The sequence below is a fragment of the Photobacterium sp. S4TG1 genome, from assembly GCF_036040035.1.
GTDB lineage: Bacteria > Pseudomonadota > Gammaproteobacteria > Enterobacterales > Vibrionaceae > Photobacterium.
This window is the reverse complement of sequence record NZ_JAYXUH010000001.1, coordinates 581069-596437: the sequence shown is the minus strand read 5'-3', so window position 1 is coordinate 596437 and position 15369 is coordinate 581069. Positions and strand designations below refer to the sequence as shown.

At 39.4% G+C, this 15369-nt stretch carries 18 protein-coding genes and 2 tRNA genes; 12 read left to right on the top strand and 8 right to left on the bottom strand.

Going from position 1 to position 15369, the window contains the following annotated elements; translation table 11 throughout:
• The first annotated feature begins 18 nt into the window (after nt 1-18).
• The 3 genes from ligA to VXS03_RS02875 all read left to right on the top strand — a co-directional run bounded on the left by ligA (nt 19) and on the right by VXS03_RS02875 (nt 4373).
• Nucleotides 19-2037 (top strand): NAD-dependent DNA ligase LigA, encoded by a 2019-nt coding sequence (gene ligA / locus VXS03_RS02885; RefSeq protein WP_327761880.1) that lies wholly within the window; start codon nt 19-21, stop codon nt 2035-2037.
• A 525-nt stretch (nt 2038-2562) separates the two neighbouring features.
• Nucleotides 2563-3645 (top strand): porin, encoded by a 1083-nt coding sequence (locus VXS03_RS02880; RefSeq protein WP_327761878.1) that lies wholly within the window; start codon nt 2563-2565, stop codon nt 3643-3645.
• 80 nt (nt 3646-3725) lie between these two features.
• Nucleotides 3726-4373, top strand: a complete 648-nt coding sequence (locus tag VXS03_RS02875) for a YccT family protein (protein WP_327761876.1) — start codon at nt 3726-3728, stop codon at nt 4371-4373.
• Nucleotides 4374-4431: 58 nt separating this feature from the next.
• Here the strand turns inward: VXS03_RS02875 and VXS03_RS02870 are convergent, their stop codons facing one another.
• Entirely contained in the window at nt 4432-4620 is a 189-nt protein-coding gene (locus VXS03_RS02870; RefSeq protein ID WP_327761875.1) for a hypothetical protein, read from the bottom strand.
• Nucleotides 4621-4980: 360 nt separating this feature from the next.
• On the opposite strand from VXS03_RS02870, the gene gltX reads away from it, so the two are divergent.
• Nucleotides 4981-6405, top strand: coding sequence for a glutamate--tRNA ligase (gene gltX / locus VXS03_RS02865; RefSeq protein WP_327761874.1), 1425 nt, complete (start codon nt 4981-4983; stop codon nt 6403-6405).
• Nucleotides 6406-6540: 135 nt separating this feature from the next.
• Nucleotides 6541-6616, top strand: a tRNA-Ala gene (locus VXS03_RS02860).
• 51 nt (nt 6617-6667) lie between these two features.
• On the opposite strand, the gene VXS03_RS02855 is transcribed toward VXS03_RS02860, so the two are convergent.
• The 3 genes from VXS03_RS02855 to VXS03_RS02845 all read right to left on the bottom strand — a co-directional run bounded on the left by VXS03_RS02855 (nt 6668) and on the right by VXS03_RS02845 (nt 8720).
• Nucleotides 6668-7207: a hypothetical protein gene (locus VXS03_RS02855; RefSeq protein WP_327761873.1), complete on the bottom strand. Its 540-nt coding sequence runs from the start codon at nt 7205-7207 to the stop codon at nt 6668-6670.
• Between the two features lie 253 nt (nt 7208-7460).
• Nucleotides 7461-7537, bottom strand: a tRNA-Arg gene (locus VXS03_RS02850).
• A gap of 46 nt (nt 7538-7583) precedes the next feature.
• Nucleotides 7584-8720, bottom strand: a complete 1137-nt coding sequence (locus VXS03_RS02845) for a flagellar assembly protein FlgT (protein WP_327761872.1) — start codon at nt 8718-8720, stop codon at nt 7584-7586.
• 147 nt (nt 8721-8867) lie between these two features.
• Between VXS03_RS02845 and VXS03_RS02840 the strand changes: the two genes are divergently transcribed.
• Nucleotides 8868-9503, top strand: a complete 636-nt coding sequence (locus VXS03_RS02840) for a FlgO family outer membrane protein (protein WP_327761871.1) — start codon at nt 8868-8870, stop codon at nt 9501-9503.
• A gap of 11 nt (nt 9504-9514) precedes the next feature.
• Nucleotides 9515-9961, top strand: a complete 447-nt coding sequence (locus VXS03_RS02835; RefSeq protein ID WP_327761870.1) for an LPP20 family lipoprotein — start codon at nt 9515-9517, stop codon at nt 9959-9961.
• A 3-nt stretch (nt 9962-9964) separates the two neighbouring features.
• Here VXS03_RS02835 and VXS03_RS02830 read toward each other — a convergent pair whose 3' ends face one another.
• From VXS03_RS02830 to flgA, 3 genes are all read right to left on the bottom strand, one after another.
• The gene (locus VXS03_RS02830) at nt 9965-10393 is read right to left on the bottom strand and encodes a flagella synthesis protein FlgN (protein WP_327761869.1); all 429 of its coding nucleotides are present in this window, start codon (nt 10391-10393) and stop codon (nt 9965-9967) included.
• A gap of 73 nt (nt 10394-10466) precedes the next feature.
• A complete protein-coding gene (flgM, locus tag VXS03_RS02825) occupies nt 10467-10775 on the bottom strand; it encodes a flagellar biosynthesis anti-sigma factor FlgM (RefSeq protein ID WP_327761868.1) in 309 nt (102 codons plus the stop codon).
• Nucleotides 10776-10914: 139 nt separating this feature from the next.
• Nucleotides 10915-11619: a flagellar basal body P-ring formation chaperone FlgA gene (gene flgA / locus VXS03_RS02820; RefSeq protein WP_442957414.1), complete on the bottom strand. Its 705-nt coding sequence runs from the start codon at nt 11617-11619 to the stop codon at nt 10915-10917.
• Between the two features lie 122 nt (nt 11620-11741).
• Between flgA and VXS03_RS02815 the strand changes: the two genes are divergently transcribed.
• Together VXS03_RS02815 and VXS03_RS02810 are read left to right on the top strand one after the other, a co-directional pair.
• Nucleotides 11742-12683: a chemotaxis protein gene (locus tag VXS03_RS02815; protein WP_327761866.1), complete on the top strand. Its 942-nt coding sequence runs from the start codon at nt 11742-11744 to the stop codon at nt 12681-12683.
• A 52-nt stretch (nt 12684-12735) separates the two neighbouring features.
• Nucleotides 12736-13563, top strand: a complete 828-nt coding sequence (locus VXS03_RS02810; protein WP_327761865.1) for a CheR family methyltransferase — start codon at nt 12736-12738, stop codon at nt 13561-13563.
• Here the strand turns inward: VXS03_RS02810 and VXS03_RS02805 are convergent.
• Nucleotides 13544-13732, bottom strand: coding sequence for a hypothetical protein (locus VXS03_RS02805; RefSeq protein WP_327761864.1), 189 nt, complete (start codon nt 13730-13732; stop codon nt 13544-13546). The genes VXS03_RS02810 and VXS03_RS02805 overlap by 20 nt on opposite strands.
• 58 nt (nt 13733-13790) lie before the next feature.
• Between VXS03_RS02805 and flgB the strand changes: the two genes are divergently transcribed.
• Genes flgB through flgD form a run of 3 tightly spaced genes read left to right on the top strand, consistent with a single transcriptional unit; the run spans nt 13791 to nt 15367 of the window.
• Nucleotides 13791-14186, top strand: coding sequence for a flagellar basal body rod protein FlgB (gene flgB, locus VXS03_RS02800; protein ID WP_327761863.1), 396 nt, complete (start codon nt 13791-13793; stop codon nt 14184-14186).
• Nucleotides 14187-14189: 3 nt separating this feature from the next.
• A complete protein-coding gene (flgC, locus tag VXS03_RS02795) occupies nt 14190-14603 on the top strand; it encodes a flagellar basal body rod protein FlgC (RefSeq protein ID WP_327761862.1) in 414 nt (137 codons plus the stop codon).
• Nucleotides 14604-14620: 17 nt separating this feature from the next.
• A complete protein-coding gene (gene flgD / locus VXS03_RS02790; RefSeq protein ID WP_327761861.1) occupies nt 14621-15367 on the top strand; it encodes a flagellar hook assembly protein FlgD in 747 nt (248 codons plus the stop codon).
• The last annotated feature ends 2 nt before the right edge of the window (nt 15368-15369 follow it).

The window sequence follows — 15369 nt, the reverse complement described above, 5'->3', positions numbered from 1 at the left end:
CTTCAGGTAGGAATTGAAATGAGCACCGACCTTCAGCAACAACTTGCCAGCTTAAAACAACAATTAGATTATCATGGCCATCGTTATTACGTTGAAGATAACCCTGAGATACCGGATGCTGAATATGATCGTCTAATGCAACAGTTATTGGCGATAGAAGCCGAACACCCACAGTGGGTAACACCTGACTCACCAAGCCAACGTGTTGGTGGCAGTGCCCTAGACGGTTTCACTCAAGTAACCCATGAAATTCCAATGTTATCATTAGGTAATGCGTTTAATGATGATGATTTACGTGACTTTCAAAAACGTCTTCAAGATCGATTACGTGATAACAGCAGTATTCATTACTGCTGTGAACCTAAGTTGGATGGATTAGCGGTAAGTTTACTGTATGAGAATGGCATTCTTGTGCAAGCAGCAACACGGGGGGACGGTACAACGGGTGAAAATATTACTCATAATGTACGTACGATTGGTGCAATCCCACTACGTTTACGCGGTGATGATTGGCCACAGCGTTTGGAAGTGCGCGGTGAAGTCTTTATGCCAAAGAAAGGCTTTGATGAGCTGAATGCAAATGCGCTTAAAAAAGGCCTTAAAACTTTCGCTAACCCACGTAATGCTGCTGCCGGAAGTTTACGTCAGCTTGATCCTAAAATTACAGCAACGCGTCCACTTAGTTTTTATGCTTATGCGGTAGGAGTCGTTGAGGGACGTGAATTAGCAGACACTCAATATCAGCGTCTATGCCAGCTTAAAGCATGGGGTCTACCCATGTGCCCAGAAATTAGCATGGTTGATAGCATTGAGGCGGTGATTGAATATCATCAAATGATCGGTGATAAACGTCAATCCTTAGGGTATGAAATTGATGGTGTCGTGATCAAGGTTGATCAATTAGATCTGCAGTTGCAGTTAGGATTTGTTGCTCGTGCACCACGTTGGGCGATTGCTTATAAGTTTCCAGCCCAAGAAGAAATGACCATTTTAAATAATGTTGAATTTCAAGTGGGACGTACCGGTGCAATTACACCAGTAGCAAAATTAGAACCGGTATTTGTTGGTGGTGTTACGGTCAGTAATGCGACACTGCATAATGCTGATGAAGTGTCACGTTTAGGCGTTATGATTGGTGATACGGTGATCATTCGTCGTGCTGGTGATGTTATTCCTCAAATAGCCGCTGTGGTTGAATCTCGTCGTCCTGCTGATGCTGTTGAGATAGTCTTTCCAACACAATGCCCTGTGTGCCAATCTAAAGTTGAACGGGTTGAAGGGGAGGCTGTAGCGCGTTGTTCTGGTGGCTTATTTTGCCAAGCGCAACGTAAAGAAGCACTAAAGCATTTTGTTTCACGAAAAGCATTAGATGTTGATGGCTGTGGTGAAAAAGTCATTGAGCAATTGGTTGATCGCGAGATGGTGATGACGCCTGCTGACTTGTTTAAGTTTAGTGCTGGTGAGGTAACGGTACTTGAACGTATGGGGCCTAAATCTGCGCAAAAATTAGTTGATGCTTTATCTGCGTCTAAGCAAACAACCCTCGCACGGTTTATTTATTCATTAGGGATTCGTGAAGTGGGTGAAGCAACCGCTGCTAATGTTGCTAATTATTTTGAAACATTAGAGGCGATCAGTCTGGCGTCTAAAGATCAGTTAATAAAAGTACCTGATGTCGGTGAAGTGGTTGCCGCTCATTTGTTCAATTTCTTCCGTGAACCGCATAACACTGCTGTTATTGAAGAGTTATTAGCACAAGGCATTCATTGGCCTGTAATTGAAAAGCCACAAGCGGGTGTTGAATTACCGCTAGAGGGTAAAGTCGTTGTGCTAACAGGATCATTATCACAATTAACCCGTGGTGATGCTAAAGCGGCATTACAAGCATTAGGGGCGAAAGTGACGGGCAGTGTTTCTAAAAAGACTGATTTATTAGTTGCAGGTGAAGCCGCTGGCTCTAAATTAACCAAAGCTCAAGAGTTAAATATTGAAATTTGGGATGAACAACAGCTAGTCGATTTAATCAATAACGCATAAAAAGAACAATATTTGAGACTGAGGCCCCACCTTGTGGGGCTTTTTTTTGGGTATAAATCAGTAATTATTATTGATGAAAGACTTAATTTTTAGCGTTTATTTAATGGTGGACATAACCAATGTTTTATATAAGCAACAATGAAAGTGTTGTTTTGTATATTATTAATCATTGTATTTATAAAATACGACACTGTTCACAATAATAGGTTTATCTTTATTTAACTTGTTGTTTTTATTGTTTTATTTTTTTGGTTTTGAATGGTGATATAAACATATGACATTGATCACGATAGCGTCAAAAGTTTGCACTCAATCATATTTTCAATATTAAAAAGTAAGTTCTTATTGATGTTTTGCGCCGCGAAAGTAGTCTTAATGCCGAAGTAAGTTAAAAGTTCAATTTAAAACGAAATAATATGCATTGGTCGAATTGATTCGGCTGACATATAGGAGATTTACTTGCCACCTTCGGCGGCCAACCTTTCAGGGGCAAGTAAACAGCTAATATCTTTTAGGAGTTATTCCATGGAAATTAAAAAATCTTTACTTGCACTAGCAGTATCATCACTAGTTATGTCTGGCTCTGCTTTTGCTGCAGATGCAGATGCTGTATCTATCGAAAAATTAAAAGAATCATTTTCGTATGAAGTATACGGTGTTATTGCGATGCAAGCCTTAACTCGTGATTACAATGAAGCGGGTAAAAAGCTTTGGCAGGAAGATAGCAACTGGAAATTAAATAACGAATCACGTATTGGTTTCCGTGGTAGTAAAGATTTAGCTAAAGGACCAACATTTATTTGGCAGATTGAATCTGGTTATGTTGGTGGTAGCAGTGCTGCACCTGGCGCAGATGGTAAACTAGGTGTTCGTGATACTTTCGTTGGTTTTGAGGGCGATTCTTGGGGTAAAATCCGTATTGGTCGTGTGCTAACACCAATTTATGAAATCATTGACTGGCCTGGATCAAACCCTGGCCTAGGTGATGTTTACGACTGGGGTTACGGTATCGCTGGTGCACCATACCAAGATCGTCAATCTGACACAGTTCGTTGGGACTCTCCTACTTGGGGCGGTTTCAGTGTTGACTTAGCATTCGGTCGTGGTGATAAAGTTGCTGAATCAGATAGCAACTGGGCTGGCGCTGCTGCACACTACACTTTTGGTGGCCTTACTTTACAAGGTGCTTACGAGCATAATAATACTAGTGACTGGAAAAACGACACTTACTTAGTGGGTGCTCAAGGTAACTTTGAGAACGGTCTTGGCTTCTTTGCTCAATATAAGATGATGGAAGCTGAAGCTCAAGTCGCTGGTGATGATGATCAAAGCCAAAATTCATACACCGTTGGTGTTATGTACAATGTATCTGATTACCAATTCAAAATCGGTTACGCAGCGAATGATAAGTTAGAAGATGGCGGTCAAAAAATCGCACATACTGATGACTCTGTAATTTCTGGTCAAGTAATGTACTTCATTGATCCATCAGCAGTTGTTTACACTCGTGTTCGTCACGTTGAACGTGGTGACGGCGAAAGTAATCGTGTAGATAATGCAAATCCAGAGTTCATGGAATACTCTGTGGGTGTTGAATACTACTTCTAATAATCAATTATTAATTATTAGTCTTATAAAGAACGAGCAAATGCTCGTTCTTTTATTTAAATATAAGCAGGGTACTTTGTATGAAAAAAAAGATAATTTGTTGCTTGTTACCGCTAGTATCGCTGTTTTCTAGCAATATTTATGCTGATGTTAAATTACAATCAGCGAAAGAAATGAATGCCGTTGTTGTTAATGGGAAAGCGGAAGGTTGGTCTTTTATTCAAGGTACTAATAATATTATTTTACCAAACGGTGAAAATCAGATTTTATTCCAGATGGGTAAAATTGTTTTAGAAGATGCCGCTAAGAAAAAATTTAACTCAATACCGCTATTAATTAAATTTGAAAGTCAAGATTCAGTTCTTACGCTAAGTTACCCTAATATTAGAACATTAGATCAAGCTAAATCATTTGATAAATCACCACAGATAAAATTAAAAAACAGTAATGGTGAGGATGTTGCGTTTGAATTAAAGCAATTAGATAATAATGGATTACAGAACTTCCGTGACTATGAAAGAGAAGTTGCTAATTACAATAAATTAGGTGGTATTGCTGCTGTAACTCAAGTGTCACCTGAACCGCAGTTGCAGACTAAAGCAGTGTTCACGCCTTCAGATGTGAAGCCATCGCCAGAAGCGAAAATGGTATTTTTGAAAAATGCTTTTACATCTTTAAGCCCAGAAGAAAAGCAACAGTTCATGTCTTGGGGATTAAAACATTTATAAGTTATATTAATGAGATAAAGCGTCTTTGAGTATAATTTGACGCTTTACCTCAATCATATCAAAGGTGATACGTGCCATTGTTATGCTGACAGAATACTACGGGCATATAATCTTTAGTTCCATCAGGTAAGTGACATTCAACACTTGGCCCTGTCGCACTACTCCCACTGTTTGAATAACCTTCTGCTTGCAAAGTAAACGGCATAATCAAAAGTGCACCAGCGCAAAGTCCTAAAAGTTTTTTCATATTTAGTTCCTTTTTTTGAGAGGTTGCTAGCAAATTTACACTTCCAGTCTGGTTTAGGTATTGTAATTTCGCAAGTTAAAGTAATTAATTTTTATATTGAATAAAGTATTAGCCATATTTTCATTCGTAATGACGTCAATAAGTACTTCATCGTTGCATGATCATGCTTTTTTATTTTTAGCTGTCTTACTTTTAAAATTTGAAGTGTTCAGTAGTAATAACGTCATAATTATCAAATTGAATTTTGTCTTGTGAAACAGATCAAAGATTGTAGATCTTGGTTACAGTGCTAAAATACCTACCAATAGATTCAGCACAGTAGCTTTTACTGTGCCATCCATCATTCATAAGGTAATCTCAATGACGGTTAAAACTCGCTTTGCACCAAGCCCAACAGGCTTTTTGCACGTTGGTGGTGCGCGTACAGCATTGTATTCATGGCTATTTGCTAAACACATGGGCGGTGAATTCGTATTACGTATCGAAGACACAGATCTTGAGCGTTCAACGCAAGAAGCGATTGATGCGATCATGGAAGGCATGGAGTGGTTAGAATTAAATTGGGATGAAGGTCCTTACTACCAGACTAAGCGTTTTGATCGTTATAACGAAGTAGTTGATCAACTACTTGCAGAAGACAAAGCATATAAGTGTTACTGCCCAAAAGAATTACTTGATGAAATTCGTGAGCAGCAAATGGCTGACGGTGTAAAACCGCGCTATGATGCTAATCACCCAAAAATTGTTGCAGCAAATGCAGCAGCAACAGCTGACTCACCTTTCTGTATTCGTTTCCGTAATCCAAAAGAAGGCACAGTGATCTTTGATGATAAGATCCGTGGTCATATTGAGATTGCTAACAGCGAGCTAGATGATTTAATTATTCGTCGTACAGACGGTAGCCCAACATATAATTTCTGTGTTGTTATTGATGACTGGGATATGGGCATTACTCAAGTTGTTCGTGGTGAAGATCACATCAACAACACGCCACGTCAAATCAACATCTATGAAGCATTAGGTGCACCAGTGCCTGAGTTTGCGCACTGTGCAATGATCCTCGGTGATGATGGCGCTAAATTATCTAAGCGTCATGGCGCTGTTGGTGTAATGCAATACCGTGATGACGGTTTCCTACCGCATGCTCTACTAAACTACTTAGTTCGTTTAGGTTGGTCGCATGGTGACCAAGAAATCTTCTCACTACAAGAGATGATTGATTGCTTTACGCTTGAGTCTGTAAGCAAGTCAGCATCAGCATTCAATACTGATAAATTGTTATGGCTAAACAACCATTACATTAAAACAGCAGCACCTGAATATGTTGCTAAATACCTACAATGGCATTTAGATCAAAAACAAATTTCCATTGAAAATGGCCCTGCTATTACTGACGTTATCACGTTAGTGGGTGAGCGTTGTCATACTTTGATTGAACTAGCAGAGCAATCACGCTATTTCTACCAAGACTTCAGTGAGTTTGAAGCGGGTGCGGCTAAGAAGCACTTACGTCCAGTTGCTAAAGATGCATTGGCACTAGCACTTGCTAAAGTTGAAGCATTAGGTGAATGGACAACTGAAAATCTACATGCTGTAACAACACAAGTTTGTGAAGAGCTTGAGTTAGGCATGGGTAAAGTAGGTATGCCTCTGCGTGTTGCAGTAACTGGTCAAGGCCAATCACCATCAGTTGATGCGGTAATGCAATTGATTGGTAAAGAGCGTGTTGTTACACGTATTAAGATGGCATTAGATTATATCGCAGAGCGTGAAGCTAACGCTTAAATATTTGTTTTTATAAAGACAAGCGGAAGCATCGCTGATGTTTTCGCTTTTTTATAACTAGCGCAAAGTAGATCACATTTTTTGTTTTATAGTCGTGACATTTATTAAAAATATCAATACTATAAACATTATATTGGGGCTATAGCTCAGCTGGGAGAGCGCTTCGCTGGCAGCGAAGAGGTCATCGGTTCGATCCCGTTTAGCTCCACCAAATTCAAAACCTCGTCGGTTATCTGACGAGGTTTTTTGCGTTTAGTTATATTTAAAAACGCGCATTAATAATTGGGAAAATTGGAAGGTTTTTACTTACAAAAGTGCCTGACTTATCGTAGTTAATTAAGCCAATTTGTACACCCTTATTGATATGATCTGTTGCGTTAACAAAACCAAACTGTAGGCCATTAAGAGAACCCGCATAGTTAAAGGTACCAAATTGAGCACCTGTGAAATTGCTAGCGGTATAGTTAACTAAACCAAAGTCAGCACCTGTCGCACTACCTTCGTTCCAGTTAGCTAAACCGAATTCTAAACCTGTCATGCTCGAGGTGGTATGGTTAACACCAAAGGCTAAACCAAAGTTAAGACCCGTAAAGTTATCAATAGTCGATAAGCCTAATAGTGAAAAGTTAACACCTTCAACTTGGCTTGTTTGTCCGTAAAGTACGTTTAAACGAGCGCCAGAAACATTACCAGCAGGTAGGTTTACGCCTGGTAAAGAAAGTTGAACCGGTGTGTTAGCCATTGCAGTTGCTGGAATTAAAAGTGTGGCAGATATAATAAATGATGCTAATTTAAATTTCATAAAAAGGTTCTCAATAAATGTATAAAAAAATATTTATAAATTATAGGTAGTATAAATAAAAAACAATAAAAAACAACGTTCAAATAATAGAAGATTATGCTTCAAGTTAACATTAATATAATGATGTTACTGCTGATTTTTAATAGCTTAATTTTATTTTATAGTAATCAATCACAGTTATAGTGATATTAATTAAATAGTGGGGATAGTATGAATGTAAAAAAGCCAACCGATAGGTTGGCTTTTTTTAATATGGCGCTCCCTGCTGGAGTCGAACCAGCGGCCTTCCCCTTAGGAGGGGGACGCTCTATCCATCTGAGCTAAGGAAGCATTCGCACAGTATACGCGAAAATTAGCAGAGTTTAAGAAAATAGTGTTATTGATTCAACTGCTTGGTCAGTAAATCACCAGGTTGAATGCTAGAAGCCAGTTGTGGCTGATTAACACTAAGCTCCGCTGATTTCTCATAGACACGATTAACGGTCAGTGTAATTGCTGTTTCAACCATGCGATTACGTGGAATTCCTTTTTGATCGATGAATCCCGCGCTATGCCATAATTTAAGTTGATCGCCATTGTGAACCCCATGTACACGGCCCACATTAATTTGAGCGATACCTTGATGAATATTAATTATTTCAGGGAGGCTAGCACGGCAGGAAAGTGCACTCTCAATATCTAACATCATATTTTGAGTAACACGTTGAATACTTTGTCCATAGGGGGATACCCAAAAGCGTGCTGTTTTTGTATCAACATAACTTGTGCGTGCAAAGGGCCATAAGCCAATATCACGATAGTTATTTTGGTAGATTATCTCACCTGTTTTGCCATCCATAATATCAAGTGTTAGTGCAAATTGACGATTAATGGTGTTGGGTTGTAATAAGTGATCATCAACAGTTGCGGAAATATCCGTGATCTCACCACTGACTAAATATTGTGCATCATTGTCTTCAGCTAGCATCATCATTGCATCGGCATGATTTGCACTAAATGGCACTTGAGTAACGCCCGTCACCAAAAAACTTTGCGAACGTTGTTGAATGCTTTTTTGTAAGACTTTTGAAAAATCATCCCCTAACTGATAAATACTTCCCATAGCCGCTTGTTGCGGTTCCGCGAGTGAAAACCTTCCTAGTAATAATCCTTTCTTATATTGCACCCTGTGGCAACTTTTTGCCGATGGGTAAATATCTATTCTGGCCGTAACATACATTTTGCCGCCAGTATCTTTCTGCTCTAGTACGCTAATATGTCGAATTTCATTACCGCTAAAACGGTATTGTTGCCGATCTTCTTGCAAGTAGGTTTTGAGCATTGGTAGGCTCGCAATTTCACCGCCTGTAAATGTCATTGCTTGAAAGACTGCATTCTCTAAGGCATTGACTCGTGCCGTTGCTTTACTTTCTAGAATGGTCGCTTCACCTGTCACCTGTACCCATTGGGCGTGACTTGAGTGTGATACGAATAGCCATAACGCACTCAAACAGAGTAATAATTTTTTATTCATAAAAGGCCAGTTTAGGTATGTTTTTTGCTTTAATCGGGACATAACCACAAAGGAATGCAAAGAGTGTTCCCAATTGGTGTTTCTCATTAAAGAAATTGTATTCGTGAACGATATATTCCTTATCACACGTAGCAAGAGTGGCCAACAATGAACAAAATTATACTGGTGGTGTGTGCGCTGCTACTAACAGCTTGTGCTGGACCCCAAGTTTATAACGGTAAAGAGCAATTTTCTTCAGCAGGGTATTCGTTAACAACGACGCCTCGTCATACGGTCGATTATTTTGTTGAAGGACTCACAAATCAACTTATTGAGTCCAATCAATATCTAACTGCAAGTACGCCTTTGGCTGTGACGTCGTTTGTTGATCTGCAAGATATGGGGGTCACTAATTGGTTAGGTAATGTGGTTAGTGAAAACTTTATGTTTCAGATGCAGCAACGAGGATTTACAGTCGTTGACTACAAATCAACGGGTGTGATTAAAGTCACGCGTAATGGTGATTTCAGTATTAGCCGTAATTGGCAAGAATTATCAGCGCAACAACCGGTTGATTATGTGTTAACAGGGACCATGTTACGTCAAAGCGGTGGTGTTCTTGTAAATGCGAGAATCATTGGAATGCGATCTCATGTTGTTATTGCGACGGCGCAGGGCTTTTTACCCGCAGAGCGTATAGGACGAGATTTGGATTTTATGAATAAAATTCAGATTCGTAATGGTGTCATTATTCGTACGGAACAACAACAGCCTACTACTAATAATATTGTGCTTCGACCTTAAGGATAACAGTGATGATTAAATGGCTAATAATGGTGTTATTAATCTTAATATCGGGGTGCTCTGCTTCAAACAGTGGTAGTAACCCTGATTTAACCCACAGTAATGAGAGAGTTTTTGCGGTGGGTTATGCGTCGATTAGCGAGCAAAATGGGCGTACTCAAGAAGAAAAAAGTTTACGGGCAATGCGTGCATCAAAAGTGGATGCGTACCGTGAATTGTCAGAGCAAATTTATGGATTACGAATCTCAGCGACAACCTCGTTATCAAATCAACAATTAGGTCCTGAAAATACGAATGGCGCTGTAGATGGTATCATTCGAGGAGCTAAAGTTATTCGTAGCTATCCTGTTGGTGATAGCTATGTTACTGAAATGGAATTAAATTTAGGCTTAATGGAACGTATGAAGCAACATGGTGAAGTGTTTCATGTACCGAATAATCAACAAGTGATGTTTTAATTATTAGGCTTTAAGGTTAGTGCCTAATGAGCGAACATTTTGCGCCTTACCGTCACAATTATAGGTCATCTGGTGGCGACCTCGGCTTTGTTGAAATAGGTTATTGAGTTTATGAAAACTTAATTGAGTCCGTTGTAATACTTCGCCATTGATGTCATTACGCTGTTTGCATAGTGTCACGAGTTGTTGAATTTCTTCAACATGCTGACGGAGTAATGCATCATCTTGTAATTGTTGTCGTTGTGAATGATGAGCAATGAGATAATCATGTTGTTGAATACTATTGATCAGCGCTAGTTTTTCTTTGGCAAATTGCTCTATTTCTAACGCCCGTCGATGAGCAATAGCTGTTTTCTCTTGATTGAGTAATTCAGCAAGAGAGACCAAAGCCGTGTGTTGAAGCTCAAGCAATTGCTCAATAGTGTGTTTCATAACCAAGATCCTTACAGTGAATACGCAATAATATTAGCCTTTTAATAACATCAGTTTTAAACAACATTGGCATTTAAAGACTATTAAGTTCATCTTCAAATTTGATCATATTATTGGCGAGTTTATCGGCATCAATTGTATAGCTACCATTTGCAATCGCTTGTTTAATTTCAGCTACTTTTGCTGCATCAAAACTGGTTTCTGCTGCTAATTGTTGATGAATTTGACCAACAGCTTTACCTTGAGAACTTAACGATACCGCGTCATGCTGTGGTTCTACCATTGTTGTTGAGGGCGTATTGGTGGTAGCCGTTTTAGTATGGTTAACCGCACGGGGTGTATTTAGTGGTTGTCCACCACGCAGATGATCAATGTTTGTCATAATTTAGTACCTGTCGATGCCAATAGAGTTATAGTTAATTATCGACGTATAGACTATAAACTTTAGCTTTTTTTGTTTACTAACACCAAAATATTATGGCTCATTGTTTTGATTTGGATCAGCCTATTATATATCGTTATTAATATTTTACCGATACTTCACCAACGGCAGTAATGACTCCGTCAATGATCCGTTTTGATTTACTATTTTGCACGCGAATCTCATCACCAATAGCCCCATCAGATAATGCTTTTCCTGTGGTAACAATAGCTAACCCTGTTTGACCTGCACGAATTAAAATACTGTCATTACGACACACTAAGCAGATATCATTTGCTTGAATAACGTCGCCTACCTTTATCGTTCGTTTTACTTTTGAACCAATTAGTTGCTGAGGATCATTAAAACTGACTCCACGTTGAAAACGACTTTCTACCATCGCAATTTTTACGTTAGCGTGACTAAGTAAAGCGCCGCGACCAAGGTGCGTGGTAGCAATGACTTGTGGCAGTGTTTGTTGAACATTAACCGGTACATACAACTGCCAATTTTCACTATTACAGCGAACGAGGACGGTCACATTACCAGACAAATTTTGTTTACCCGGTATAGTTGCCACTAGGGGACTGGAGCAGGTTGAAAACTGTAGTCGAGAATCTAATGTTGCTGCGGTGATATTGACATTACCAAAATCAGATGGTGTTAATGAACGCTTTACAATATCTGCTGCCGTTTGTTGAATCAGACTTTGTTGTGAGATCGGCATCGCACTAACATTAATACTAAAGTTCAGCAATAAACTGCCGATAATAATGCCAATAAAGTTTAAATATCGATGAGTGATCACGGCGGTATGCTCTCTGTCGGTGTTAGTTATTCGATCATTAAGCGGCTTATCATAAGTAATTATTAGAAAAATTGCTTGTATTGGTGTTGTTAATATTTTTAGACAGGGAACCCTTTCACATGTCTGGCATTTTAGATTCCGTCAATCAACGTACGCAGTTGGTTGGACAAAATCGATTAGAACTACTTACTTTTCGACTTAATCGTCGTCAACGATATGGGATTAATGTCTTTAAAGTTAAAGAAGTTTTACAGTGCCCTAAGTTAACATCAATGCCGAATTTACATCCGTTTGTTAAAGGTATTGCTTATATTCGAGGTCAAACAATTTCAGTGATAGATATGAGTTTGGCTACAGGGGGGCGACCTGTTGAAGATATCAGCAATTGTTTTATTATTATTTCTGAATTTAACCGTTCGGTGCAGGGCTTTTTAGTGTCAGCCGTTGAGCGAATTGTGAATATAAATTGGGAAGCGATTTTACCGCCCCCTAAAGGTGCAGGACGAAATAATTATCTTACCGCTGTCACTGAAATTGATGATGAACTGGTAGAAATTCTAGATGTAGAAAAGATCCTTGATCAGATCTCACCCGTTGATACTCGATTATCAAATGAATTACTTGATGAAATTAGTCTAATAACACCGACAGTTAAAACGGTGCTCGTGGCTGATGATTCAATGGTGGCACGCAAGCAAGTACAACGAGCAATTGAATCTATCGGTTGTGATTGTATTTGTGTGAAAGACGGTAAAGAAGCCTTTAGAACACTGCAAACAATGGCTCAAAAGGCCAGTATTTATCAGCAATTAGCATTAGTGATATCTGATATTGAAATGCCTGAAATGGATGGTTATACATTAACGGCTGCGATTCGTAACGATCCCGCGTTAAAAGATCTGCATGTTATTTTACACACATCATTGAGTGGTGTATTTAATCAGGCAATGGTTGAGCGTGTAGGTGCTAATGCATTTATTCCTAAATTTAATCCTGATGAGCTAGGGCGTGCAGTAAAAGATGCCATGACCACAGTGACAGCTGTTAGCATGGGCTCTTAATCATAAAGATATACGACGTGCAGTAAACGACAAAAATAAGAAAGAGTAATTGATGACAACATTAACGGTTAATGATCAAGATTATTATGACTTTTGTCATTTTCTTGAGACGCAGTGTGGCATTGTTTTGGGGGACAGTAAGCAATATTTAGTGCGAAGTCGTTTAAGTCCTCTTATTAAACGTTTTGGGTTACTGTCTTTGTCTGATCTATTGCAAGGCGCACTAAAAGGGCGTAATCGAGAATTACGGGTTGCAGTGATAGATGCAATGACAACAAATGAAACACTATGGTTTCGTGATAGTTATCCATTCACTGTTTTAGCCGATAAAATTTTGCCTGAACTTGCAGCGAATAGAAGGCCATTAAAAATATGGTCAGCAGCAAGTTCATCAGGTCAAGAGCCGTATTCAATGGCGATGACTATTTTAGAGCAACAAGTAAAACGGCCGGGGCTATTACCGAGTATTCAGATCACGGCGACAGATATTTCACAAACCATGCTTGATATGTGTCGTGAAGGGGTTTACGACAATCTTGCGCTAAGTCGTGGTTTATCTGTTGAGCGCCGAAGATTATTTTTTGAATCGCATATCAGTGGTGGTATGCAAGTTAATCAACGCGTAAAACAATTGGTTAATTTTCGCACTCAAAATTTAAAAGACAGCTACGTTCTACTGGGTAAATTTGACGTAATATTTTGTCGGAATGTGCTAATTTACTTTTCACCAGCAACCAAAGTCAAAGTGCTGAATCAATTAGCGGCCAGTTTAAACCCTGGTGGTTACTTATTTCTGGGTGCTTCTGAATCATTAACCGGACTCTGCGATCGGTTTGAAATGGTACGTTGTAATCCCGGTATTATTTATAAATTGAAATAATAACAACAGCAGGTAATTTAGGGGCGAGGATTTTAGGATTCGAACCCCTGAACCAGACCTTGTATGCTATTCCTGCTATTCCTGCTATTCCTGCTATTCCTGCTATTCCTGCTATTCCTGCTATTCCTGCTATTCCTATTTTTTCCTCTTTCTCTTTCCATCTTGGCATTGTCTTTGCTTTACTGCTGTTGTCACTGTGACAGTAAATAACACCGTAGAGGCAAAGCATGTCGATTTCTTTTGATAAAGCATTAGGTATTCATCAATATACCGTTGGCGCTCGTGCAACACGAGCAGAAACGTTAGCGAGTAACCTTGCTAATGTTAATACTCCCGGCTTTAAGGCAAAAGATATCGACTTTAGTCGCGTCCTGCAATCGGCAACCGCAGGGGCAAACGTTGGCCTTAGCCGTACTAATGGGCGGCATATTACTGCCTCTCCTGCCGCCAGTGGCGAACAACTTTATCGAGTACCAACTCAGCCTGATACTGGTGATGGCAATACTGTTGATGCGCAATTAGAACAAAATTTATTTATGCAAAACAGTATTGAATATCAAGCATCTCTCGATTTTTTAGGATCTAAATTTAAGAATCTAACCAAGGCATTGAAAGGGGAATAATGGATGAGTTTATTTAATATCTTCAATGTGACCGGTTCTGCCATGAGTGCTGAATCAGTTCGACTTAATACCACCTCAAGTAACTTAGCCAATGCCAACAGTGTCAGTAGTTCAGCGCAAGAAACCTATAAAGCACGTTATCCTATTTTTGCAGCAGCGCTTGATAGTGCTTATCAAGGCGATGCTAGCGTACCCGTACAACTACAAGGGATCGTAGAGAGTAATGAGCCATTAAGTGCGGAATATAATCCAGAGCATCCATTAGCGAACAGCGCTGGTTATATTTACAAACCTAATGTCAATGTGATGGAAGAAATGGCGAATATGATTTCCGCATCACGCTCTTATCAAAATAATGTTCAAGTAGCAGATGCTAGTAAGCAAATGTTGATGAAAACCTTGCAAATGGGCAAATAAGCTAAGGAATTTGTGTTATGACAACCATTAACGGTGCAGGGCAATCTCTTTCTTATCTTGACCAGTTAAAAGGTATGCAAGATAAGAAAATTGCTCAGGAACAACCAACAACGGGCACTAATCAATTAAAACAAGATGATTTTTTATCTTTGTTAACTAAACAGTTAGCACAGCAAGATCCGTTTAAGCCAGTGGGTAACGATCAAATGATCGCGCAAATGGCGTCTTTTGCTACCGTTGATGGTATCAATAAAATGAATGAGCAATTTGGCTCACTCAATAGTGCTATGACATCAAACCAAGCCTTACAAGCTTCATCGTTGGTTGGGCAAGATGTGCTTATTCCAAGTGCCACTGCACTTAAAAACCATGATGGTGAAATGGCTGGCATGGTTCGGCTGCAACAAGGGGTCGATAACGCTATTCTGCGGGTTGAAAATGAGCAAGGCGTATTAGTAAAAACCGTTACTCTAGGTGCAAAATCTACAGGGGAACACCCGTTTACATGGGATGGCAAAGATGATGCTGGCAATGTGATGCCACAAGGTAAGTATAATTTTTCGGTTTCGGGAACTGTTGGCGGCGAAAGCCAGCAATTTGAAGTGTTAACCCACGCTAACGTTAACAGTGTTTTATTGGGCAATAATGACGGCAAAGTAATGTTAAATCTGGCAGGAGTGACCAAACCGGTCAACTTGGCTGAAGTTTTACAAATTGGTAAAAGCGCCCAATCTGCGGCACCACTTAGTACACAACAAGGATAATT

What these genes read in the sequence shown, in the direction of transcription:
- VXS03_RS02880 (WP_327761878.1), top strand. Translation starts at nt 2,563, where the DNA reads ATGGAAATTAAAAAATCTTTACTTGCACTAGCAGTATCATCACTAGTT.
- VXS03_RS02840 (WP_327761871.1), top strand. Translation starts at nt 8,868, where the DNA reads ATGAACAAAATTATACTGGTGGTGTGTGCGCTGCTACTAACAGCTTGT.
- VXS03_RS02830 (WP_327761869.1), bottom strand. Translation starts at nt 10,393, where the DNA reads ATGAAACACACTATTGAGCAATTGCTTGAGCTTCAACACACGGCTTTG.
- VXS03_RS02875 (WP_327761876.1), top strand. Translation starts at nt 3,726, where the DNA reads ATGAAAAAAAAGATAATTTGTTGCTTGTTACCGCTAGTATCGCTGTTT.
- ligA (WP_327761880.1), top strand. Translation starts at nt 19, where the DNA reads ATGAGCACCGACCTTCAGCAACAACTTGCCAGCTTAAAACAACAATTA.
- flgD (WP_327761861.1), top strand. Translation starts at nt 14,621, where the DNA reads ATGACAACCATTAACGGTGCAGGGCAATCTCTTTCTTATCTTGACCAG.
- VXS03_RS02845 (WP_327761872.1), bottom strand. Translation starts at nt 8,720, where the DNA reads ATGAATAAAAAATTATTACTCTGTTTGAGTGCGTTATGGCTATTCGTA.
- flgB (WP_327761863.1), top strand. Translation starts at nt 13,791, where the DNA reads ATGTCGATTTCTTTTGATAAAGCATTAGGTATTCATCAATATACCGTT.
- VXS03_RS02855 (WP_327761873.1), bottom strand. Translation starts at nt 7,207, where the DNA reads ATGAAATTTAAATTAGCATCATTTATTATATCTGCCACACTTTTAATT.
- VXS03_RS02805 (WP_327761864.1), bottom strand. Translation starts at nt 13,732, where the DNA reads ATGCCAAGATGGAAAGAGAAAGAGGAAAAAATAGGAATAGCAGGAATA.
- VXS03_RS02835 (WP_327761870.1), top strand. Translation starts at nt 9,515, where the DNA reads ATGATTAAATGGCTAATAATGGTGTTATTAATCTTAATATCGGGGTGC.
- VXS03_RS02810 (WP_327761865.1), top strand. Translation starts at nt 12,736, where the DNA reads ATGACAACATTAACGGTTAATGATCAAGATTATTATGACTTTTGTCAT.
- VXS03_RS02870 (WP_327761875.1), bottom strand. Translation starts at nt 4,620, where the DNA reads ATGAAAAAACTTTTAGGACTTTGCGCTGGTGCACTTTTGATTATGCCG.
- gltX (WP_327761874.1), top strand. Translation starts at nt 4,981, where the DNA reads ATGACGGTTAAAACTCGCTTTGCACCAAGCCCAACAGGCTTTTTGCAC.
- VXS03_RS02815 (WP_327761866.1), top strand. Translation starts at nt 11,742, where the DNA reads ATGTCTGGCATTTTAGATTCCGTCAATCAACGTACGCAGTTGGTTGGA.
- flgC (WP_327761862.1), top strand. Translation starts at nt 14,190, where the DNA reads ATGAGTTTATTTAATATCTTCAATGTGACCGGTTCTGCCATGAGTGCT.
- flgM (WP_327761868.1), bottom strand. Translation starts at nt 10,775, where the DNA reads ATGACAAACATTGATCATCTGCGTGGTGGACAACCACTAAATACACCC.